Consider the following 20,690-nt stretch of genomic DNA (forward strand, 5'->3'; position numbering starts at 1 on the left):
CCCGAGCCGACCGCACCCCACCAAACGGACCCGGGGAACAGGGAAGCGACGGCGGAAACAACTGCGGACCCCATCGAGCAGGACGCGGAGCCGCGGGGAAGTTTTGGCGCGGTCCGACCCGATCTCGCCTGACCACCTCAGCTCGCCGGGCCGCGCCGTGATCGTCATCGGAGCGTCAACGGGATGACTGCCAGCCCCACGATCACGGGCGCGCCCACGAGGCCGAGCAGCACGTAGCGGCGCCAGGGAACGTCCACGCCGAGTGCGTGCAGCCGCTGGTGCCAGAGCAGCGTCGCGAGTGAGGCCCAGGGAGTGATCAGGGGCCCCGCGTTCACTCCGATGAGCAGCGCGGCGAGACGAACGGGTGATCCGGCAGCTGACTCGAGGGCGAGATACGCGGGCAGGTTGTTGGTGACGTTGGCCCCCAGCATCCCGATGCCCGCGACCTGCCATAACGAGAACAGATCGTCGCCCGTTCCCGTGAGCGCCGTGACGATCGCGCCCGACCCGAGGGCCTCGACGGAGCCGACCGTCAAGAACAGGCCCGACGCGAACACCACGAGCTGCCACGGAACGAGGCCGACGCGCAGCGTTCGCGGCGAGCGCCAGAGGAAGACGGCGCCGAGCACGACGGCTGCGCCTACCGCCGGAACCCACGGCTCCAATCCCGAGACGAGCAGCGGAAGCAGAACCGCGACGACCATCCCGGCGGCGATGAGCAGTGACCGATCGTGCACGCGTGGCGGGGGAGCGGTGCCGTAGCGCCCAGCGAGCCCGCCGCGGAAGAAGAGCCCCAGCAGCACGACGGATGCCACGATCGCGACGAGCGCGGACGGCCCGAGCAGTGCCACGAAGGCGGGGGTGCCGAGATCGCCGAGGCGATGCGCCGCGAGCAGGTTCGTGAGGTTCGAGACCGGCAGCACGAGCGACGCGGTGTTCGCCAGCCACACGGTCGTGAAGGCGAACGGCAAGGGGTCGAGGCGTCGCGCTCGAGCGACCGAGATCACGACCGGCGTCAGCAGGACCGCCGTCGTGTCGAGGGAGAGGAAGGCCGTCGCCGCTGCGGCGAGCGCGACGACGAGAAACCAGAGCGCCCAGGTTCTGCCCCGTCCGAGCCGCGCGAGGACGGATGCCGCGATGTCGAAGACGCCCGCAATCGACGCCAGCTCCGCAACGACTGTGACGGCCACGACGAACAGCAGGATCGGCCAGACACGGTCGAAGATCTCGAACGCGTCGCCCGCGGGCAGCACCCCGGTGACGATCGCGAGGGCACCCGCCGCGAGCAGGACGGCGCCCATGATCGCGAGTTTCACATGGTCCATCTTGCGGCCCCGAGATGTCACCCGATGTTGGCGACCACGCGCCGTGTCGTGTCTCCCCCGCGCGCGGGCGGGCGATAGCTTGTGGTCGTTCACGCTCCCCGATCCACTGCACAACGCCGCGGATCGCGTGACACTCGCCACGTCGCCTCGGGACCCCGGCTGTCCCCCGAGGGTCAGACGTGGACCCGACGAGAGGATGACCATGGCCCATGACCTTCCCGACACCGACGCCTTCCGCGACAGCCTCGCGGTGTCCCAGAAAGAGAACCTCGCCGCGCTCGGCCTGGGCGACACCGTCGCGGTCTGGGAGGACGGCTACCGCGCCGCCGACGCGGCCGACAGCACGTTCGAGTGGTGGTACTTCGACTGCCAGCTCGACGACGGGTCCACTCTCGTCGTGACCTTCTCGAACAAGCCCCACACAGACCCATCCGGTCCTCTCACGCCGACGCTGCTCGTGATCCGTCAGCTCCCGGATGGCACGCGCCGCCACCTGACCCCGACGTTCCCGGCCGACCAGTTCAGCGCGTCGAAGGATCGCTGCGATGTGCGGATCGGCAACAGCACGGTGACGGGAGATCTCGATACCTACGAGCTGCATATCGAGGCCGACGACCTGGTCGCCGACGTCACGATCACGCGCGCCGCACCGTCCTGGCGTCCGGGTGCCGGTATCACCTACTTCGACTCGAAGCGCACCCACTACCTCGCGTGGGTCGTGCCGGTGCCTTACGGCACGGTCACCGCGCGGATCACCGAGGGCGGCACGACGACCGAGACGTCGGGCAGCGCGTATCACGATCACAACTGGGGTAATCACCTGATGGGGTCGTTCCTCGACCATTGGTTCTGGGGCCGTGCCCACGTCGGCGACTACACGATCGTCTACGTGCGGATGACGACCAAGGGCCTGCTCGGGCTCGGCGAGATGAACATCCCGACCTTCTTCCTGGCCAAGGGCGAGACCGTGATCACGGACGACCTGCTGCCGCTGCGCCTGGTGACGAGCGGGGATGTCCGCGGCCCGGGACACCAGTCGTACCCCGAGCGGCTCGAATGGACGTGGCAGACCGATCGCGGCAGCATCGCGATGACCGTCACGAACCCGACACTCATCGAATCGCTCGACATGTCCACTCCCCGCCACGGTCTGTCGGCGCTGCTGCACGCAGGCTCACATCCGATGTACTACGACTTCAACGCCGATCTCGACCTGAAGATCGATCTGGTCGACCTGAAGGACCACGTCACGGGGCGGACGCTGTACGAGAAGATGATGTTCCGCTGAGCGACGCCGAGTTCGGATGACGGGGCGCCGGTTCGCGGGAGGATGCCTCCGCGGACCGGCGTCTGTCCGCCCCGGTTAGAATCGGGCCATGGATTTCCACGCCGCTGCCTGCGTTCGCGTGCATCTCGACGGGCGAACGCGGAACGCCTGAGCGGGCGGGGCGCGGTGCGCCCGAAGCTGAGTAGCCTGAAATCCGAGCCACCTGGAGAGTTCCCGTGACCGACGTCGCCCCATCGCCCGACGTGTCCTATCCCGCCGACGGCTTCGCGCTGTTCCCCGACCGCTCCGTGGTGGCGCTTCGCGTCAACGGTGAGCTGAAGGATCTCGCGACGCAGGTATCCGAGACGGATGCGATCGAGCCCGTCACGATCGACAGCCCGGAGGGCCTGTCGATCCTGCGACACTCCACCGCCCACGTGCTGGCACAGGCCGTCCAGCGCATCGACCCGCAGGCGAACCTCGGCATCGGTCCGCCGATCGAGGACGGCTTCTACTACGACTTCGGTGTTGCAGAACCGTTCACGCCCGAGAAGATCAAGGCCATCACGAAAGAGATGCAGCGCATCGTCCGCGAAGGCCAGCGCTTCGTGCGTCGTGTGGTGACGGATGACGAGGCTCGGGCAGAACTCGCATCCGAGCCGTTCAAGCTCGAGCTGATCGATCTGAAGAGCGCGTCGAATGCCGCCGACGGCGCGAGCGTCGAGGTCGGGGCCGGAGAGCTGACGATCTACGACAACGTCGATCGCGACGGCGTAACGGTCTGGAAGGACCTCTGCCGCGGCCCGCACGTGCCCGGAACCCGCATGCTCGGCAACGGGTGGGAGCTGACCCGCATCGCCGCCGCCTACTGGCGTGGCAGTGAGAAGAACCCGCAGCTGCAGCGCATCTACGGCACCGCGTGGCCGACGAAGGACGAGCTGCGCGCCTACCAGGAGCGCCTGGCCGAGGCCGCGAAGCGCGACCACCGAAAGCTCGGCAAAGAGCTCGACCTGTTCTCGTTCCCGGACGAGATCGGCTCGGGTCTGTCGGTGTGGCATCCGAAGGGTGGCATCATCCGTGGCGAGATGGAACAGCATGCGCGCCGCCGCCACATCGCGGGCGGCTACACCTACGTGTACACCCCGCACATCTCCAAAGAAGACCTCTTCCTCCAGTCGAACCACTTGGTGACCTATCGCGAGGGCATGTACCCGCCCATCCGCATGGACGAGGAGCGCGATGCCGAGGGTGTGGTGACCAAGCAGGGCACCGACTACTACCTGAAGCCCATGAACTGCCCGATGCACATCCTGATCTACAAGGAGCGTGCGCGCAGCTATCGTGACCTACCGATGCGCCTGGCCGAGAACGGCACCGTCTACCGCAACGAGCTCTCGGGCGCCCTCCACGGCCTGACCCGCGTGCGCGGATTCACCCAGGACGACTCGCACCTGTTCGTCACCCCCGAGCAGCTCGAGTCCGAGGCCACCCGCGTGCTCGAGTTCGTCATCTCGATGCTGCGCGACTTCGGCCTCGACGACTTCGAGCTCGAGCTGTCGATGCGCGACGACGAGAGCTCGAAGTGGATCGGCACCCAGGAATTCTGGGACTACTCCACGAACGCCCTGCGAAACGTGGCGTTGGCGAGCGGGCTCAAACTGACCGAGGTCCCGGGCGAGGCGGCGTTCTACGGCCCGAAGATCGACCTGAAGACGAAGGATGCGATCGGCCGCACCTGGCAACTGTCGACCGTCCAGGTCGACCCCAACCTGCCCGACCGCTTCGACTTGGAGTACACCGGGCCGGACGGTGAGAAGCACCGGCCGATCATGATCCACCGGGCGTTGTTCGGGTCGATCGAGCGTTTCTTCGCCATCCTGCTCGAGCACTACGCCGGCGCGTTCCCGATGTGGCTCTCGCCCGTTCAGGTCGTCGGGATCCCCGTCGCCGAGGACTATGCGCCGTACTTGGAGGACGTGATCGCGCGTCTGCGCGAACGCGAGGTCCGCGCCGAGGTCGACAACTCCGACGATCGGATGCAGAAGAAGATCCGCACGCACACGACCGCCAAGGTGCCGGTGCAGCTGATCGTCGGCGAGGCCGACCGCGCCGGCGGAACGGTCTCGTTCCGGTTCCGCGACGGCACGCAGACGAACGGTGTGCCGGTGGACGAGGCGATCGAGCGGATCGTCGCGGCCATCGCGTCGCACGCCCAGGTGTCGACGGCCGAGGACCTCGCGTGACGGATCCTTTCCCGGGCGCAGATGACCCGGACCTGATCGCGGCATCCGATCTCGCGGGGGTTCCCGACGAGTTCCAGCGTCTCTGGACCCCGCACCGGATGGCCTACATCCAGGCGGGTCCCGAGCCGCTGCGCCTGGACTGCCCGTTCGATGCCGCCCCGCAGATGAGCGACCAAGAGGGGTTGATCGTCGCGCGTGGCGAGACCGCCTACGTTCTGCTCAACCTGTTCCCGTACAACTCCGGTCATCTGCTCGTGTGCCCGTACCGTCACGTCGGCCTGTACGACGAGGCGACGCGCGAAGAGGTCGACGAGATCGCCGCGCTCACACAGACCGCGATGCGGGTGCTGCGCGAGGTCTCGAAGTGCGACGGCTTCAACATCGGCATGAACCAGGGCCGGGTCGCGGGCGCGGGGGTCGAGGGGCACCTGCACCAGCACATCGTTCCGCGCTGGGCGACCGACGCGAACTTCTTCCCGATCATCGCGCGCACGAAAGCGCTTCCGCAGTTGCTCGGCGACGTTCGCCGGGCCATCGCGGATGCCTGGCCCGCTGCGTCCTGAGCCGCTGCTCCCACCGCCGCGCCGCACGCATCGCGTGCGATAACGTGCGGACTCAGCGCACCCGGGTGACCTCGAACTGCATCCGCGGGTGCGCGTAGGCCTCCTGGGCCTCGACGAGTTGCAGCTCGCGCTCTCCGGCGTCGTGCGTGAGCTGGAGCAGGTCGAAAACGCTCGAGGTCGTTCGCGCGAGTGCGTCCGCGGCGTCGCCCGTGCGAGTGAAGTGGGCCGTGAAGAGTGCCGCGGTGACGTCGCCCGAGCCGTTGGCCTTCATGGGGATGCGCGGGGTCCGCACGATCCAGGCACCGTCGTCCGTGACCGCCAGCATCTTGATCGTGCCCTCGGGTCGGTCGGGTCGCTCGACGCTCGTGACGAGCACGGTCGAGGGACCCATCGCACGCGCCGCGTCGACGGAAGTAAGCGTCGAATCCAGGTCGCTCGGCTCGGTGCCGGTGAGGAATCCCAGTTCGAACTGGTTGGGGGTGATGATGTCCGCGGCGGGAACGACGCGGTCGCGCAGGAGGATGGGGATCGCCGGGGCGACGAAGCATCCGGACTTCGCGTTTCCCATCACGGGATCGCACGCGTAGATCGCGGCGGGGTTCGCGGCCTTCACCCGCGCCACGGCGTCGAGGATCACGTCGCCGATGCCCTCGCCGCCCTGATAGCCCGACAGGACGACGTCGATCTGAGGCAGCACGCCGCGCTCCTCGATGCCGAGAATCACGTCGCGCACGTCATCGGGAGAGATGAGGGGCCCGCGCCACGCGCCGTACCCGGTGTGGTTGGAGAAGTTCACCGTGTAGACCGGAAGCACCTCGACGCCGATGCGCTGGAGCGGGAAGACGGCGGCGGAGTTGCCGACATGACCGTAGGCGACGGCGGACTGGATGGAGAGCACCTTCATCGAACGATCATCGCATTCCGTCGGTGCGTGAAGCCGCGCAGACCGTCTCGTCGAGGTCGGCGGCGAGCCTCTCGGCGTCCGTATCGGACAGATCGTGCACGGTGAGACGCAGGTGCCGGGCCGCAGCGGGATCGCCCAGCACGAACTCATCGCCCGTGCGGACGAGCCATCCGCGCTCCTGCATCCCCGCCGCGACGGATGACGCGGGTACCGGCAACGGCACCCACAGGTTCAGGCCGTCCGTGCCGACGGAGGTCAGACCGACGTCGCGCAGCAGGCGGGCGAACGCGGCGTTGCGCTCCGCGTAGTGCGCGGCGGCGGCCGAGACCGTTTCGCGCGCCCCGTCGTCCGTGACGAGGGCCAGGACGAGCCGCTGCAGCAGATGACTGACCCACGTGGTGCCGGGACTGAGCCGAAGCGCGAGACGATCGGCGGTGCGCGGGTCGGAGGCGACGATCGCCAGGCACATGTCCGGCCCGAGGAATTTCGAGACCGAGCGGACCAGCGCGAACCGTCGATGGTCCGGCCCGACGAGCGAGTGGAAGGGCTCGCGCGAGAGCAGCGAGAAATGGTCGTCCTCGATGATCAGAACGTACGGATGCTCGGCGAGCACCGCGCGCAGCTGCTCCGCTCGCGTGGCGCTCAGGCTCGTGCCGGTCGGATTCTGCGCGCGCGGCGTGCAGACGACGGCCCGCACGCCCTGCTCGAGCGCCGCGCGGAGGCCGTCCACGGTCATCCCCTCGTCGTCTACGGGCACCGGCACGGCGCGGTAGCCGCCCAGGCGCACCGTCTGGATGCTGGCGAGAAAGCACGGGTCCTCGAGCGCCACCGCGTCATCGCGCGTGAGCGCCTGCGCCAGGATCCGCTCGACCGCGTCGACCGCGCCGCTCGTGACGGTGAGCCGATGCGGACGATCGCCGAGGTCGGCGCGCATCCACTCCTCGGCCCACGCGGCGAGGCCGGGGTCGATGACGGGCTCGCCGTACAGGATCGGACGCCCGGCCATCGCGGCCAGCGCGGCGGACGGATCGGGGATGAAGCGCGGGTCGGGGTTGCCCGTGCCCACATCGCGCAACGAGCCGCGTTCGGCGAAGCCCTCCTGCGCGACGGGGGAGCGTTCGACGACGCGCGTGCCCGCCCGCCCGCGCGTGATGACCAAACCGGCGCCGGCCAGCTGCCGGTAGGCCGCCATGACCGTATTGCGATTGACGCCGAGCTCGTCGGCGAGAGTGCGCACGGGCGGGAGGAGGTCGCCCGGCGCGAGGTCCGCGCGCTCGAGCAGGGCGCGAACGCTGTCGGCGATCTCCGCCGCCGTGCCGCCACTGATCCGTTGTGCCACCTGCATCCTCTGCTCGCGCGTCGACCGTATCAACCTCATGCTATCTTTTGGCCTATGCCAAACCGGCCGGCACCCGCTCCGGCCGGCTGCACCGCGAAAGGACCCCGACTGTGACCTCTGCCACCACCGGAACGGCCCGCGTCAAGCGCGGCCTCGCCGAGATGCTGAAGGGCGGCGTCATCATGGACGTCGTCAACGTCGAGCAGGCCAAGATCGCCGAAGACGCGGGAGCCGTCGCCGTCATGGCCCTCGAGCGCGTGCCGGCCGACATCCGCGCCCAGGGGGGCGTTTCGCGCATGAGCGACCCCGACATGATCGACAGCATCATCGCCGCGGTGTCGATCCCCGTCATGGCGAAGGCCCGCATCGGACACTTCGTCGAGGCGCAGGTGCTCCAGCAACTCGGCGTCGACTACATCGACGAGTCCGAGGTTCTTTCACCGGCCGATTACGTCAATCACATCGACAAGTGGGGCTACACGGTTCCGTTCGTCTGCGGTGCGACGAACCTGGGCGAGGCGCTGCGTCGCATCACCGAGGGCGCCGCGATGATCCGTTCGAAGGGCGAAGCGGGCACGGGGGATGTCTCCGAGGCCACCAAGCACATCCGGACGATCTCGGGCGAGATCAATCGTCTGCGTTCGATGACGAAGGACGAACTCTACGTCGCCGCCAAAGAACTGCAGGCGCCCTACGACCTCGTTGCCGAGGTTGCCGAGACCGGCAAGCTTCCGGTCGTCCTGTTCGTCGCCGGCGGTGTCGCGACTCCCGCGGACGCCGCCATGATGATGCAGCTCGGCGCGGACGGCGTGTTCGTCGGCTCGGGCATCTTCAAGTCGGGCAACCCGGCCGAGCGAGCCGCGGCGATCGTCAAGGCCACGACCTTCTACGACGACGCTCAGGTCGTCGCGGATGTCTCGCGCGGGCTCGGCGAGGCCATGGTCGGCATCAACGTCGCCGATCTGCCCGCACCGCACCGTCTCGCCGAGCGCGGCTGGTAGTCGCCGCGGCATGAACGACCGTCCTCGCGTCGGTGTGCTCGCGATCCAGGGCGACGTGCGCGAACACGCGCGCGTCCTGACCGAGCTGGGTGCCGAGGTCTCGCTCGTCCGCCGCCCCGCCGAACTCGCGGCCGTCGACGGACTCGTGCTGCCCGGCGGCGAGTCGAGCGCGATCGACAAGCTGTCGCGGGCGTTCGGGATGCAGCAGCCCATCCGGGATGCGATCGCGGCCGGGATGCCGATGTACGGCACGTGTGCCGGACTCATCCTGCTCGCCGATCGCATCACCGACGGGATCGTCGGGCAGGAGACGTTCGGCGGGCTCGACGTGACGGTGCGCCGGAATGCCTTCGGCGGGCAGACCGAGTCGTTCGAAACGGAGCTCGAGGTGCCCGTGCTGGGTGCGCCACCCGTCCACGCCGTCTTCATCCGTGCGCCACTCGTCGAGCAGCACGGTCCGGCCGTGGAAGAGCTGGCCGCGCTGCACGACGGTCGCGTCGTCGCTGTCCGCCAGGGGGCCCTGATGGGCACCGCGTTCCACCCCGAGGTGACGGGCGAGCGCCGATTCCACCAGCTGTTCCTGGAGGCTGTGCGCGGATCCGCGTGATCGGGGTGCGGTGTGCGTTCGGCCGGGAGGTCGTGGTCATTCGGGAGGGCCGAAGCCTGGCATCCGGCCCTCCGTCGTGACAAGACCTTCCGAACGGACGGATGTCGTGGCCCGAGGCTAGGGTGACGACGTGACCGAATGGGTGGCGCTGCTGCGCGGAGTGAACGTCGGCGGGATCACGATCCGCAGCGCCGAGCTGCGTGACGTGCTCTCCGGTCTCGGGCTGGCCGAGGTGCGCACCGTCCTCGCGAGCGGAAACGCCGCGTTCGCATCGGAACGCTCGCGCGACGATCTCAAGCCGGCGATCGAGGCGGCTCTCGGTGATCGGTTCGGCTACGACGCCTGGATCGTGCTGGTGGCGCGTGCGGAGATCGAAGCGGCCATCGCATCCTTCCCCTTCGATGCGACCGACGACACGCGGCAGCCCTGGGTCGTGTTCTGCGTCGACTCCGTGACGCGGAATGAGTTGACGGTTGCCGCGGCGTCCCTCGATTCCGCGATCGACCCGGTTTCAGCGGGCCCGGGTGTCGTGTACTGGAACCCGCCGAAGGGCAGCTCGACCGACACCCCGTTCGCGAAGCTCCTCGCGAAGACGACGTACAAGACCCGCACCACGAACCGCAACCTGCGCACCCTCCAGAAGATCGTCGCCTCGCGGGGTTCGGTGCAGGATCCGTCCGCGTCGTAAACTGGAGGAATGTCCGGCCATTCCAAGTGGGCCACGACCAAGCACAAGAAGGCGATCATCGATTCGCGCCGTGCCAAGTCGTTCGCCAAACTCATCAAGAACATCGAAGTCGCCGCCAAGATGGGCGGCGCCGACATGTCGGGCAACCCGACGCTGGTCGACGCGGTCCAGAAGGCGAAGAAGACTTCTGTTCCGAACGACAACATCGATCGCGCCATCAAGCGCGGCGCCGGCCTGACCGGCGAGTCGATCGAGTACACGACGATCATGTACGAGGGCTATGCCCCGAACGGCGTCGCTCTCTTGATCGAGTGTCTGACCGACAACAAGAACCGCGCCGCCGCCGAGGTGCGCACGGCGATGACGCGCAACGGCGGCACGATGGCCGACCCCGGCAGCGTCGCCTACAACTTCCACCGCAAGGGCGTCATCGTCGTTTCGGCCGACAGCGCGAGCGAGGATGACGTGATGCTCGCGGTGCTCGACGCCGGTGCCGAAGAGATCGAGCCGCACGGTGATGGATTCGGTGTCATCACCGAGGCCACGGACCTGGTCAAGGTCCGCACCGCTCTGCAGGACGCGGGCATCGACTACGAATCCGCCGACGTGGAGTTCGTGCCGAGTCTCAAGGTCGAGGTCGACGCCGAGACCGCACGCAAGGTCTTCCGGCTGATCGACGCGCTCGAAGACAGCGACGACGTGCAGAACGTGTACTCGAACTTCGACCTGACCCCCGAGGTCCAGGCAGAGCTCGAGAACGACGAGTAGGGCGCGCCTCGACGCGCGTTGCATCCAGCGCGCCTAGCGTGGGGGAGTGCGCACCCGTTCCCTTCGCGTGCTCGGTATCGACCCCGGGCTGACTCGCTGCGGCGTGGGCGTCGTGGACGTGGAACCCGATCGGTCGGGTCGACTCGTGCACGTCGGCGTCATCCGTTCCGGCTCCGACATGCCCCTTCCGGAGCGCCTCGCGACGATCGCGGCGGGGATCCGGGCGGTGCTGACCGAGCATCGGCCCGACGTCGTCGCGGTCGAGCGTGTCTTCGCGCAGCACAACGTGCGGACGGTCATGGGCACGGCGCAGGCGAGCGGGGTCGCCCTGCTGCTCGCGGCCGAGCACGGTCTGCCCGCCGAGACCCACACCCCGAGCGAGGTCAAGGCCGCGATCACGGGCTACGGCGCGGCGGACAAGCGGCAGGTTCAGACGATGGTCGCGCGGGTCCTGCGGCTCGATGCGCTGCCCCAGCCCGCGGACGCGGCGGATGCCCTGGCCCTGGCGCTCTGTCACGCGTGGCGATCCGGGGGGTCCACAGGGGGTCAGGGCTCGACGCCGCTGACCCCGGCGCAACGCGCGTGGGCCGACGCCGAGCGCCTGGTCCGCAGCTCGCGCTGACGCATCCGCCATCGCCTCTGCGTGTCGCTCGAACATACCTACGACTATCGATCTAGGATCGACACATGATCTCGTCACTGCGCGGCGTCGTGCTGCATGCCGGTGCGGACTCGGTCGTGATCGAGGTCGGGGGAGTCGGCCTGAGCGTCGCGGTGCCCGTCGATATCGCTCGAACCGCGCACGCCGGTCAGACCCTGGCGCTCCACACCAGCCTGATCGTGCGCGAGGATTCGCTCTCCCTCTTCGGATTCACGACGCGTGAAGAGCTTGAGGTGTTCTCGCTGCTCCTGCAGGTCACGGGTGTCGGCCCGAAGTCGGCTCTCGGTGTTCTGTCTCAGCTCACGGTCGAGCGCATCGCCGAGGCCGTGCATGCCGAAGACGACGCACCGTTCCGCAAGGTATCGGGCATCGGCCCGAAGACCGCCAAGCTCATCGTCCTGCAGCTCTCGGGCAAGATCGCCCCGGTCGCGCCCCGGTCGGCTACGTCCGCGACTCCCAGCACCGACATCGTGACACAGGTCGCGCAGGCGCTCGTGGGGCTCGGCTGGCCCGAGCGGGTTGCCGCCGAGGCCGTCACGACGGCGGCGGAAGAGGCAAGCGAGGCCGACCGGGCGAGTGTTTCGGCGCTCTTGCGGGTCACGCTCGCGGCGCTCGGACCCGCACGACAGGGTGGCGTCCGTGGCTGATCCCGGAGCGGAGGATGGCGCGTTCCGCGAGGTCGATCCGGTCGCTGAAGAGTCCGAGTTGGCCATCGAGGGTGCGCTGCGCCCCGGTTCGCTCGCGGATTTCGTCGGTCAGCCGAAGGTGCGCGGGCAACTGCAGTTGTTGCTCGATGCCGCGCGGATTCAGCAACGACCGGCCGACCACATCCTGCTGTCCGGTCCTCCGGGACTGGGCAAGACCACTCTCGCGATGATCGTGGCGCACGAGAGCGAGCGTCCGTTGCGGCTCTCGAGCGGACCCGCGATCCAGCATGCCGGTGACCTCGCGGCGCTGCTGTCGAGCCTGACGCCCGGCGAGGTGCTCTTCATCGACGAGGTGCACCGGATGGCGCGCTCCGCGGAAGAGATGCTCTACCTGGCGATGGAAGACTTCCGGATCGACATCATGGTGGGCAAGGGCGCCGGGGCCACGAGCATCCCGCTCGACCTGGCTCCGTTCACGCTGGTAGGCGCGACGACCCGTTCGGGGCTGCTGCCGAACCCGTTGCGCGACCGGTTCGGTTTCACCGGGCACCTCGAGTTCTACGAGGCATCCGATCTCGAACGCGTCATCGAACGGTCATCGGGGATGCTCGGGGTGGACCTCAGCCCCGAAGCGCGCGGCGAGATCGCCAGACGCTCACGCGGAACCCCACGCATCGCGAACCGTCTGCTGCGACGCGTCCGGGACTTCATGCTCGTGCACGCCGAGGCCGGCGACCTCGCTGCCGTCCGTGCCGCGCTCGAGCTGTACGACGTCGACTCGATCGGCCTCGACCGCCTCGACCGCGCGGTGCTCGACGCCCTCGTCTTCCGTTTCGGCGGCGGGCCGGTCGGTCTCAGCACGCTGGCCATCGCGGTGGGCGAAGAGTCCGAGACCGTCGAAAGCGTCGTCGAGCCCTACCTCGTGCGGATCGGATTCCTCGGCCGCACCCCGCGTGGCCGGGTGGCGACGCCCGCGGCCTACGCGCACGTGGGCGCCCCTCAGGCGCAGGACGCGCTCAGACTCGATGACCTATAATCGCTGAAGGCTTCCGGCCACCTGTCGCCCGGCCCCCCTTCGCGTGCTCGCGCGCCCCCGAAAGGCACCACTCTTCATGGACATCCTGCTCATCGTCGTCCTGGTCGGCTTGCTCGGCTTCATGTTCTGGAACTCGCGTCGACGGATGCAGCGCGCCAAGGTCGAGCAGGCCGAGAAGGCCCGCCAGACCGTGCCCGGCGCCGAGGTGCTGCTGCAGGGCGGTCTGTACGGAACCATCGTGGAGTTCGACCCCGAGAACCTCGACCAGCCCGCCCTGATCGAGATCGCCCCGGGCGTCGAGATCAAGGTGCACAGCCAGGCGATCCTCCGCGTCGTCGACCCCGCAGAGGGTGTCGTGTCGGAGGACGAGTTCATCGAGGCCGAGGCGTCCGAGGCGGAGTACGTCGCGGGTGTCGCGGATGGTGAGATCTCGTCGCTCAGCGACGACCACAAGGCCGAGTTGCGCGCGCAGGCCGAAGCCGACCAGCGTGCCGCCGAACGAAAGAACAACCCCGAGGCCTGACTCCCACCGCGCGGACCCCCGTTCTTCTTCGAGAAAGCTGAGCCCCGGTGGCGACTTCTTCCCCTGTCCGCCACGCCTGGCGGGCCCTGATCGGCCTGCTGGCGATCATCGGCGTCCTGTTCGGAATCAACGCGCTCGGCGTGTACGTGTTCCAGCAGAGCACCTGGGCCCCCGAGCTCGCGCTGGACCTGCAGGGCGGCACCCAGATCATCCTCGCGGCGCAGACCGAGGACGGCGCGGCGCCGACCTCCGAGCAGCTCGAACAGGCCGTCACGATCATGCGTCAGCGTGTCGACGCGTCGGGTGTCGGCGAAGCGGATGTCGCCACCGAGGGTGGTCGCAACATCGTGGTGCAGATTCCGGGCACGGCCGACGAAGAGACACGCGAGCGGATCCAGGCCAGCGCGCAGCTGCAGTTGCGCCCCGTGATCTTCAGCGGCAGTCCCGCGACGGAGTTCGTCGGCGAGGACGGCGCGACGACGCCCTACCCGACGCCCGACCCGGCTCTGCCGTCCACTCCGGCGACGCAGCCCTCCAACGCGAGCGACCCGGCCTGGATCACGGATGCGCTGCAGGCCCAGTTCTTGGCCTACAACTGTGCCGATCCCAACAACGACCCGGCCAACGCCCCGGCCGATCAGCCCCTGATCACCTGCGAGGCCGACGGGAGCGCGAAATACATCCTCGGACCCGTCGAGATCGACGGCACCGCGATCGACGACGCCACCTTCGGGCTCGACACGACCAACAACCAGTGGTCGGTGCAGCTCACGCTCGACGCGGACGGCACGAAGGTCTTCGGCGAGGTTAGCCAGCGGCTCTTCGGCGCCACGGCGCCGCTCAACCAGTTCGCGTTCGTGCTCGACGGCAAGGTCATCTCGGCACCGTCGATGAACGGTCTGATCCTCGACGGTCGACCGAGCATCACCGGGAACTTCACCCAGGAGAGCTCGAAGTCGCTCGCGGATCAGCTCAAGTACGGCGCCCTGCCGCTGAGCTTCACGGTCGTCAGCTCCGACACGATCTCCGCGACGCTCGGCTCGCAACAGCTGCAGATCGGCCTGATCGCGGGGCTCATCGGCCTCGCGCTCGTCGCCCTGTACTCGCTCATCTCGTACCGGGCGCTCGGCTTCGTCATCATCGCCTCGCTCATCGTCATGGGCGTGCTGACCTACGTGATGCTCTGCATCCTGTCGTGGCGTATGGGCTTCCGCCTCTCGCTCGCCGGTGTCGCGGGTTTGATCGTGACCATCGGGTTCACGGCGGACTCGTTCATCGTCTACTTCGAGCGGATCCGAGACGAGCTGCGTGACGGCAAGAGCATCACGGGCGCGGTGGAGGATGGCTGGGCTCGGGCGAAGCGCACCATCTACATCTCGAAGTCGATCAACATCCTCGCCGCTGTCGTGCTGTACATCCTGGCCGACGCCACGGTGAAGGGCTTCGCCTTCACGCTCGGCCTCACGACCCTGATCGACATCCTGATCTTCGTGATCTTCACGCATCCGGTCATGCAGTTGCTCGCGCGCACACGGTTCTTCGGTCAGGGTCATCCGCTCTCGGGTCTCGATCCGATGGCGCTCGGTGCGGTCTATCGCAACAGGTCGGAGTTCAAGGCGCCGACGAGCTCCGAGGGGGCGAAGGCTTCCAAGCGCGTCGCCCGCTCGCGCGGCGAGGCCGAGCGTCGACAGACGATCGCGGAACGCAAGCGGGCCGAGCTCACGGGCTCGTCGAAAGCCGCGCCGAAGAACCCGGGAGAGAACGACTGATGCGCTCGATGAGCCAGTTCGGCAATGACCTCTACACGGGCAAGCTGTCCGTCCCCTTCGTCGCGCGTCGCCGCCTGTGGTTCATCCTGGCCATCGTGCTGGTGCTCGGGTCCGCGGTGAGCCTGCTCGCGAAGCCGCCGCAGTTCTCGATCGAGTTCACGGGCGGTTCGCAGTTCACCGTTTCGGGTCTCGAACAGCCCGACCAGCTCGTGGCGACCGACGCCGTGCACACGGTCGTGCCCGATGCGACGACCAAGGTCACGACGATCGGGGGGACGGCGATCCGTGTGCAGACCGATCAGATGAGCGCTGACGACACTCTCGCGGTGAGCGCGGCGCTCGCGACCGCGTATGACGTCGCACCCGAAGAGGTCACGACCTCGTTCATCGGCCCGACCTGGGGCCAGGACGTCACACGCCAGTCGCTGTGGGGGCTCGCGATCTTCCTCGCGCTGACCTTCCTGATCCTCGCGATCTACTTCCGTACCTGGAAGATGTCGGCGGCCGCGATCCTCGGCCTGGTCGACGTGCTCGTGATCACGGTCGGCATCTACGCGCTGGCGGGATTCGAGATCTCACCGGCGGCCGTGATCGGCTTCCTGACGATCCTCGGTTATTCGCTGTACGACACCACGGTCGTGTTCGACAAGATTCGCGAGAACACGAGTGAGGACGGGCTCACAACGGGCCGGACCTTCGGCGAGTCCGTCAACCTGGCGGTCAACCAGACCCTCGTGCGCTCCATCAACACCTCTATCGTCGCGGTGCTGCCGGTGGCGGCGATCCTGTTCATCGGCGCGCTCTGGCTCGGTGCCGACACGCTCAGCGACATCTCGCTGTCGATCACCGTCGGCATCATCGTCGCGGCGTATTCGACGCTGTTCGTCGCGGCGCCGCTGTACTCGTTGTTCCGCGAGGGCGAGCCCCAGCTGCGCGAGCGCGACGCGCGAGTCCGCGCCGCCCGCGAACTCGCCGCGGTGGAGAGCTGAGCACGGCGCCCATGCCGGCGATCGCGCCCGTGCACGGGCGTAGGATGGTCCGATCCGGCGGGGTGGTGCCACACCGCGCTATCGAGGCGGAGGGGGTATCGGCATGACCGAAATCCTGCCGCCCGCCCCGCAGGCATCGAGCCTTCGTCGGCTCGTCCCGCGGATCTTCTCGCGCTCCACCCGCCGCGGCGGGGTCGAGCACCTGATTCGCACGGTGCGGGCGAATCATCCGAAGGGTGACTTCGCGCTGATCGAGCGCGCATACGTCGTGGCCGAACGTGCGCACCAGGGCCAACTGCGCCAGAGCGGCGAGCCGTACATCACGCACCCGGTCGCCGTCGCGCAGATCCTCGCCGAACTCGGGCTCGGTCCGAAGGCGATTGCCGCTGCACTGTTGCACGACACCGTCGAAGACACCGCGTACGGCCTCGACCAGCTGTCCGCCGACTTCGGCGATGAAGTCTCGATGCTCGTCGACGGCGTCACCAAGCTCGACAAGGTCAAGTACGGTGACGCGGCTCAGGCCGAGACCGTGCGCAAGATGATCGTCGCGATGTCCAAGGACATCCGCGTGCTCGTCATCAAACTGGCGGATCGCCTGCACAACGCGCGCACGTGGGGCTTCGTTCCTCCCGAGAAGGCCCGCAAGAAGGCCACCGAGACGCTCGAGATCTACGCGCCGCTCGCGCACCGCCTCGGCATCCAGGCCATCAAAGCCGAACTCGAAGACCTGTCCTTCGCCGTCCTGCACCCCAAGCTCTACGCCGAGATCGAGAGCCTCGTCAAACAGCGCACCCCGCAGCGCGAGGAGTACGTCGACAATGTCATCGGCTCGGTCGAGGAAGACCTGCGCGAGCTGCGAATCCGCGGCCGTGTCGCCGGGCGGCCGAAGCAGTTGTACTCGGTGTACCAGAAGATGGTCGTGCGCGGCCGTGAGTTCGACGACATCTACGACCTGATCGGCATCCGGGTGCTGGTGTCGACCGTGCGCGACTGTTACGCCGTGCTCGGCGCGATCCATGCGCGCTGGACCCCCATTCCGGGCCGTTTCAAGGACTACATCGCGACGCCCAAGTTCAACCTCTACCAGTCGCTGCACACGACCGTCATCGGCCCCGGCGGCCGCACGGTCGAGATCCAGATCCGCACGAACGAGATGCATCAGCAGGCCGAGTACGGCGTCGCGGCCCACTGGAAGTACAAGGAGCGCGTCAACGGCGGCAAGGCCGACCCCAAGGCTCCGGACGCCGATATGGCGTGGCTCGCGCACATCTCGGACTGGCAGGCCGAGACCGCCGATCCGGGCGAGTTCCTCGACTCTCTGCGTTACGAGATCGGCGCGAAAGAGGTCTACGTCTTCACGCCGAAGGGTCGCGTCATCGGGCTGCCCGCCGAGGCCACGCCCGTCGACTTCGCCTACGCGGTGCACACCGAGGTCGGACACCGCACGATGGGAGCGAAGGTCAACGGACGCCTCGTTCCGCTCGACTCCTCGCTGTCGTCAGGTGACGTGGTCGAGGTCTTCACCTCGAAGAACCCCGACGCCGGCCCCAGCCAGGACTGGCTGAGCTTCGTCAAGAGCACCCGCGCGCGCAACAAGATCCGCGGTTGGTTCACCAAAGAGCGGCGCGAAGAGGCCGTGGAGCAGGGCAAGGAAGCCATCGCCCGCGCCATGCGTCGGCAGAACCTGCCCCTGCAGCGTCTGATGAATCAGGACTCGTTCGGCGAGGTCGCCCATCAGCTGCGCTACGAGGATGTCTCGGCGCTCTACGCCGCCGTCGGCGAGGGCCACGTTTCCACCCAGTCGGTCATCGAGAAGGTCACCGCGCTCGTCGCGACGGAAGAGGACACGTCGACCGGGCCGGTCGAGCTGCCTCACCTCGGTCGTCCCCGCACGCCGCGCGCGAACGACACGGGCGTGCTCGTGCGGGGTGCCGCCGACATCCTGGTGAAACTCGCGAAGTGCTGCACGCCCGTCCCCGGGGACGAGATCGTCGGCTTCGTGACGCGGGGGAGCGGTGTGTCGGTGCACCGCACCGACTGCCCCAACGTCGATTCCCTGACGGCCGATCCGGATCGCATGATCGAAGTGTCGTGGGCTCCCACGACCAAGGGAATCTTCCTGGTGCAGATCCAGGTCGAGGCTCTGGATCGCTCGGGTCTGCTCTCGGACGTCACGCGGGTGCTCACCGAGCACCACGTCAACATCCTGTCGGCGACCGTCGCGACCACCCACGAGCGCCTGGCGCTCAGCAAGTTCGTGTTCGAGATGGGGGACATCGTCCATCTCGACCGCGTGCTGAATGCGGTTCGACGGATCGACGCCGTCTACGACGTCTACCGCGTCACGACCGGCTGAACGCCCGCACATTCGCATTCGCGCGGCTGCTCAACTGTTCATGCGGTCGAGAGCCTCTTCTCGACGTGGTGGACCAGTTCGCGACGCGCATCCTTCGAGCCGGTGAGCCGGATGTGGGCGTCGATCCGGGCGAGCCCGTCCCGGGGATCGACCAGCCCGGACTCGATCAGCGCCCCGACGACGAACTTCGCGCTTTCGCGATGCTGGGGCTCGCGAATGCGCCGCGCCACGTCGATCAGGGTTCGTAGTGGAGACGTGATGAGCACACCCGCGACATCCTTCACGTCGTCATCCTCGACGCCGACATCGTGGAAGATCGCCCGGCGATCGATCAGATTGCCGACGCGATGCGCAGCCCCGCGCATCACCGTGTGGCGCGATGGCGGGTCGCTCAGTGCCCCGTAGACCCACGCGGCGCTCCACGAACATACGATGAGTCGGCCTCCGCAGATCGACCGCAGGGACGCGGCTCGCATAGCGGTGCTCTCGACGGCATCCGCCGGCATGTACCCGTCACCGATCTCGACGAGATCGCCATCCAGGCGCGCGGCCGACAGCTCGGCAGTCGACAGGCGCTCGTCGGGCAGGTAGACCAGGGGCCAATGCATGGCACCGATTGAATCGCACGCGCGGTGTGCCGACGGATGCCGCGGGCACATCTGTGGAGAAGGTCTAGCCGTCGACGACCTGGAGCCAGGCGCGGCGGGTGTCGAGATCCGCTGAGATCCGCTTGACGGCCGCGTTATCGCCCTGGGCGGTCGCGGCGGCGAGTTCGGCCTCGAGTTTGGCGATCGCATCCGCGAGCTGGCGCGCCATGTCGCCGGCGCGGGCCTTGGTCTCGGGGTTGTTGCGCTTCCAGTCGACCTCTTCACGTGCCTTGAGCGCCTGCTCGATCTTGCGCATCCCGTCATCGAGCGAGCGGTCCCGCTCGCGCGGCGACACGCGCCCGATCTCGTCCCAACGTCGCTGAATCGACGCGAGCAGCGAACGGGCCGCCGTCAGGTCGCGCTCGTCGGCGACCGCGGCCGCCTCGGTGAGCAGGGCCTGCTTGGCCTCGATCTTCGGTGCGGACTCGGCGACCTCGGCGGCTTCCTTCTCCGCGCGCGTGGCGTACAGCGCATCGCCCGCGGCCTTGAACTTGGCCCACAGCGAGTCGTCGACCTTCTTGCCCGCGCGACCGGCGGCCTTCCACTCGTCCAGCAGGGCACGATACAGCGGGATGCCGTCCTCGCCCTTCGGGAGGAGTGCCTCGGCGCGCTCGACGAGACGCGCCTTGCGGTCGCGGGCGCCCTTGTGCGTCTCGTCGAGCTCCGCGAAGAACTCGCGGCGGTGCTTCTCGACCGTGGCGCGCGCGTCGCGGAATCGCTTCCAGAGGTCCTGCGATTCGCGCTTGGGAAGTCGCGGCCCGTTCTGCTGGTGTGCCTGCCATGCCTCGAACAGGTCGTTCAGTTCTTGCGTGGCCTGCTTCCACTGCACCGACTTGGGGTCGCGGGCCGCGAGCGCTTCGGCCTTGATGACGAGTTCGGTGCGTTCGACGACGGCCGCATTCACGGCCTCCTTCGCCGCGGCGGCCTCGGTGGCGGTCGCGGCGCTCAGCGCCTCGAGCAGCGCGTCGACGCGACCCGTCAGGTTCGCGAGGTTTCCGACAGCCGAAGCTCCGTCGATCTCGGAGCGCAGGTGCTTCGCCGCTGTGGTCAGATCGGATGCCGAAGCACCGCCGCCGCGCTGGCGCTGTTCGAGCAGTCGCACCTTGTCGGCCAGGTCGCTGAACTTCCGCGCGAAGTATGCGAGTGCCTCGTCAGGGGTTCCGTCGGGATACTGACCGACGACACGCCACGTGTCGGTGCCGTCCTCGGCAGAGACCTCGCGGACAGAGACGGTGCCGTCGTCGTCGACGCGGCCCCACGCCAGGTCAGGGGTGGAAGCAGACTCGGGGGACACGGTGCACCTCTTGCTGTGGGGAGCGGAAACTCCCCCAGCCTAGTACGACGGTCCGAACGG

19 protein-coding genes are annotated in these 20,690 nt (G+C 68.1%); 14 read left to right on the plus strand and 5 right to left on the minus strand.

Features of this window, described 5'->3' with window-relative positions:
- Positions 1-164 precede the first annotated feature (164 nt).
- Positions 165-1,325 carry an SLC13 family permease gene (locus tag CGU35_RS06195; protein WP_100810698.1) on the minus strand — a complete coding sequence of 387 codons (1,161 nt, stop codon included), beginning with the start codon at positions 1,323-1,325 and terminating at the stop codon, positions 165-167.
- A 202-nt stretch (positions 1,326-1,527) separates the two neighbouring features.
- Between CGU35_RS06195 and CGU35_RS06200 the strand changes: the two genes are divergently transcribed.
- The 3 genes from CGU35_RS06200 (at position 1,528) to CGU35_RS06210 (ending at position 5,398) form a co-directional block, all read left to right on the plus strand.
- The gene (locus CGU35_RS06200) at positions 1,528-2,613 is read left to right on the plus strand and encodes a hypothetical protein (protein WP_100810699.1); all 1,086 of its coding nucleotides are present in this window, start codon (positions 1,528-1,530) and stop codon (positions 2,611-2,613) included.
- A gap of 215 nt (positions 2,614-2,828) precedes the next feature.
- Positions 2,829-4,835: a threonine--tRNA ligase gene (gene thrS / locus CGU35_RS06205; protein WP_100810700.1), complete on the plus strand. Its 2,007-nt coding sequence runs from the start codon at positions 2,829-2,831 to the stop codon at positions 4,833-4,835.
- The gene (locus tag CGU35_RS06210; RefSeq protein WP_232711170.1) at positions 4,832-5,398 is read left to right on the plus strand and encodes an HIT family protein; all 567 of its coding nucleotides are present in this window, start codon (positions 4,832-4,834) and stop codon (positions 5,396-5,398) included. The genes thrS and CGU35_RS06210 overlap by 4 nt, the downstream gene beginning before the upstream one ends.
- Before the next feature lie 52 nt (positions 5,399-5,450).
- Here the strand turns inward: CGU35_RS06210 and pdxY are convergent, their stop codons facing one another.
- Both pdxY and CGU35_RS06220 read right to left on the minus strand, forming a co-directional pair.
- Positions 5,451-6,302, minus strand: a complete 852-nt coding sequence (pdxY, locus tag CGU35_RS06215) for a pyridoxal kinase PdxY (RefSeq protein WP_100810701.1) — start codon at positions 6,300-6,302, stop codon at positions 5,451-5,453.
- Positions 6,303-6,309: 7 nt separating this feature from the next.
- A complete protein-coding gene (locus CGU35_RS06220; RefSeq protein ID WP_100810702.1) occupies positions 6,310-7,647 on the minus strand; it encodes an aminotransferase class I/II-fold pyridoxal phosphate-dependent enzyme in 1,338 nt (445 codons plus the stop codon).
- A gap of 104 nt (positions 7,648-7,751) precedes the next feature.
- On the opposite strand from CGU35_RS06220, the gene pdxS reads away from it, so the two are divergent.
- The 11 genes from pdxS (at position 7,752) to CGU35_RS06275 (ending at position 18,689) form a co-directional block, all read left to right on the plus strand.
- A complete protein-coding gene (pdxS, locus tag CGU35_RS06225; protein ID WP_100810703.1) occupies positions 7,752-8,642 on the plus strand; it encodes a pyridoxal 5'-phosphate synthase lyase subunit PdxS in 891 nt (296 codons plus the stop codon).
- 10 nt (positions 8,643-8,652) lie between these two features.
- Positions 8,653-9,249: a pyridoxal 5'-phosphate synthase glutaminase subunit PdxT gene (gene pdxT, locus CGU35_RS06230; protein WP_100810704.1), complete on the plus strand. Its 597-nt coding sequence runs from the start codon at positions 8,653-8,655 to the stop codon at positions 9,247-9,249.
- A 130-nt stretch (positions 9,250-9,379) separates the two neighbouring features.
- On the plus strand, positions 9,380-9,937 hold the full coding sequence (locus tag CGU35_RS06235) for a DUF1697 domain-containing protein (RefSeq protein ID WP_100810705.1): 558 nt from the start codon (positions 9,380-9,382) through the stop codon (positions 9,935-9,937).
- Between the two features lie 9 nt (positions 9,938-9,946).
- A complete protein-coding gene (locus CGU35_RS06240; RefSeq protein ID WP_100810706.1) occupies positions 9,947-10,705 on the plus strand; it encodes a YebC/PmpR family DNA-binding transcriptional regulator in 759 nt (252 codons plus the stop codon).
- A gap of 46 nt (positions 10,706-10,751) precedes the next feature.
- Positions 10,752-11,327: a crossover junction endodeoxyribonuclease RuvC gene (gene ruvC / locus CGU35_RS06245; RefSeq protein WP_100810707.1), complete on the plus strand. Its 576-nt coding sequence runs from the start codon at positions 10,752-10,754 to the stop codon at positions 11,325-11,327.
- Positions 11,328-11,392: 65 nt separating this feature from the next.
- Positions 11,393-12,013, plus strand: a complete 621-nt coding sequence (gene ruvA / locus CGU35_RS06250; RefSeq protein ID WP_100810708.1) for a Holliday junction branch migration protein RuvA — start codon at positions 11,393-11,395, stop codon at positions 12,011-12,013.
- Positions 12,006-13,049: a Holliday junction branch migration DNA helicase RuvB gene (gene ruvB, locus CGU35_RS06255; protein WP_100811317.1), complete on the plus strand. Its 1,044-nt coding sequence runs from the start codon at positions 12,006-12,008 to the stop codon at positions 13,047-13,049. Before ruvA ends, ruvB begins: the two co-directional genes overlap by 8 nt.
- A gap of 76 nt (positions 13,050-13,125) precedes the next feature.
- Positions 13,126-13,572, plus strand: a complete 447-nt coding sequence (locus tag CGU35_RS06260) for a preprotein translocase subunit YajC (protein WP_100810709.1) — start codon at positions 13,126-13,128, stop codon at positions 13,570-13,572.
- Between the two features lie 47 nt (positions 13,573-13,619).
- Positions 13,620-15,341: a protein translocase subunit SecD gene (gene secD, locus CGU35_RS06265; protein WP_100810710.1), complete on the plus strand. Its 1,722-nt coding sequence runs from the start codon at positions 13,620-13,622 to the stop codon at positions 15,339-15,341.
- Positions 15,341-16,330 carry a protein translocase subunit SecF gene (secF, locus tag CGU35_RS06270; RefSeq protein ID WP_100810711.1) on the plus strand — a complete coding sequence of 330 codons (990 nt, stop codon included), beginning with the start codon at positions 15,341-15,343 and terminating at the stop codon, positions 16,328-16,330. The genes secD and secF overlap by 1 nt, the downstream gene beginning before the upstream one ends.
- A gap of 103 nt (positions 16,331-16,433) precedes the next feature.
- Positions 16,434-18,689 (plus strand): RelA/SpoT family protein, encoded by a 2,256-nt coding sequence (locus CGU35_RS06275; RefSeq protein WP_100810712.1) that lies wholly within the window; start codon positions 16,434-16,436, stop codon positions 18,687-18,689.
- A gap of 38 nt (positions 18,690-18,727) precedes the next feature.
- Here CGU35_RS06275 and CGU35_RS06280 read toward each other — a convergent pair whose 3' ends face one another.
- Together CGU35_RS06280 and CGU35_RS06285 are read right to left on the minus strand one after the other, a co-directional pair.
- Positions 18,728-19,297 carry a type IV toxin-antitoxin system AbiEi family antitoxin gene (locus tag CGU35_RS06280; RefSeq protein WP_100810713.1) on the minus strand — a complete coding sequence of 190 codons (570 nt, stop codon included), beginning with the start codon at positions 19,295-19,297 and terminating at the stop codon, positions 18,728-18,730.
- A gap of 64 nt (positions 19,298-19,361) precedes the next feature.
- Positions 19,362-20,630 (minus strand): DUF349 domain-containing protein, encoded by a 1,269-nt coding sequence (locus tag CGU35_RS06285; protein WP_100810714.1) that lies wholly within the window; start codon positions 20,628-20,630, stop codon positions 19,362-19,364.
- Positions 20,631-20,690: the final 60 nt, after the last annotated feature.

This window comes from Microbacterium sp. BR1 (assembly GCF_002812725.1).
GTDB lineage: Bacteria > Actinomycetota > Actinomycetes > Actinomycetales > Microbacteriaceae > Microbacterium.

What these genes read in the sequence shown, in the direction of transcription:
- CGU35_RS06195 (WP_100810698.1), bottom strand. Translation starts at nt 1,325, where the DNA reads ATGGACCATGTGAAACTCGCGATCATGGGCGCCGTCCTGCTCGCGGCG.
- CGU35_RS06200 (WP_100810699.1), top strand. Translation starts at nt 1,528, where the DNA reads ATGGCCCATGACCTTCCCGACACCGACGCCTTCCGCGACAGCCTCGCG.
- pdxY (WP_100810701.1), bottom strand. Translation starts at nt 6,302, where the DNA reads ATGAAGGTGCTCTCCATCCAGTCCGCCGTCGCCTACGGTCATGTCGGC.
- CGU35_RS06220 (WP_100810702.1), bottom strand. Translation starts at nt 7,647, where the DNA reads ATGCAGGTGGCACAACGGATCAGTGGCGGCACGGCGGCGGAGATCGCC.
- pdxT (WP_100810704.1), top strand. Translation starts at nt 8,653, where the DNA reads ATGAACGACCGTCCTCGCGTCGGTGTGCTCGCGATCCAGGGCGACGTG.
- CGU35_RS06240 (WP_100810706.1), top strand. Translation starts at nt 9,947, where the DNA reads ATGTCCGGCCATTCCAAGTGGGCCACGACCAAGCACAAGAAGGCGATC.
- ruvA (WP_100810708.1), top strand. Translation starts at nt 11,393, where the DNA reads ATGATCTCGTCACTGCGCGGCGTCGTGCTGCATGCCGGTGCGGACTCG.
- CGU35_RS06260 (WP_100810709.1), top strand. Translation starts at nt 13,126, where the DNA reads ATGGACATCCTGCTCATCGTCGTCCTGGTCGGCTTGCTCGGCTTCATG.
- secF (WP_100810711.1), top strand. Translation starts at nt 15,341, where the DNA reads ATGCGCTCGATGAGCCAGTTCGGCAATGACCTCTACACGGGCAAGCTG.
- CGU35_RS06275 (WP_100810712.1), top strand. Translation starts at nt 16,434, where the DNA reads ATGACCGAAATCCTGCCGCCCGCCCCGCAGGCATCGAGCCTTCGTCGG.
- CGU35_RS06280 (WP_100810713.1), bottom strand. Translation starts at nt 19,297, where the DNA reads ATGCATTGGCCCCTGGTCTACCTGCCCGACGAGCGCCTGTCGACTGCC.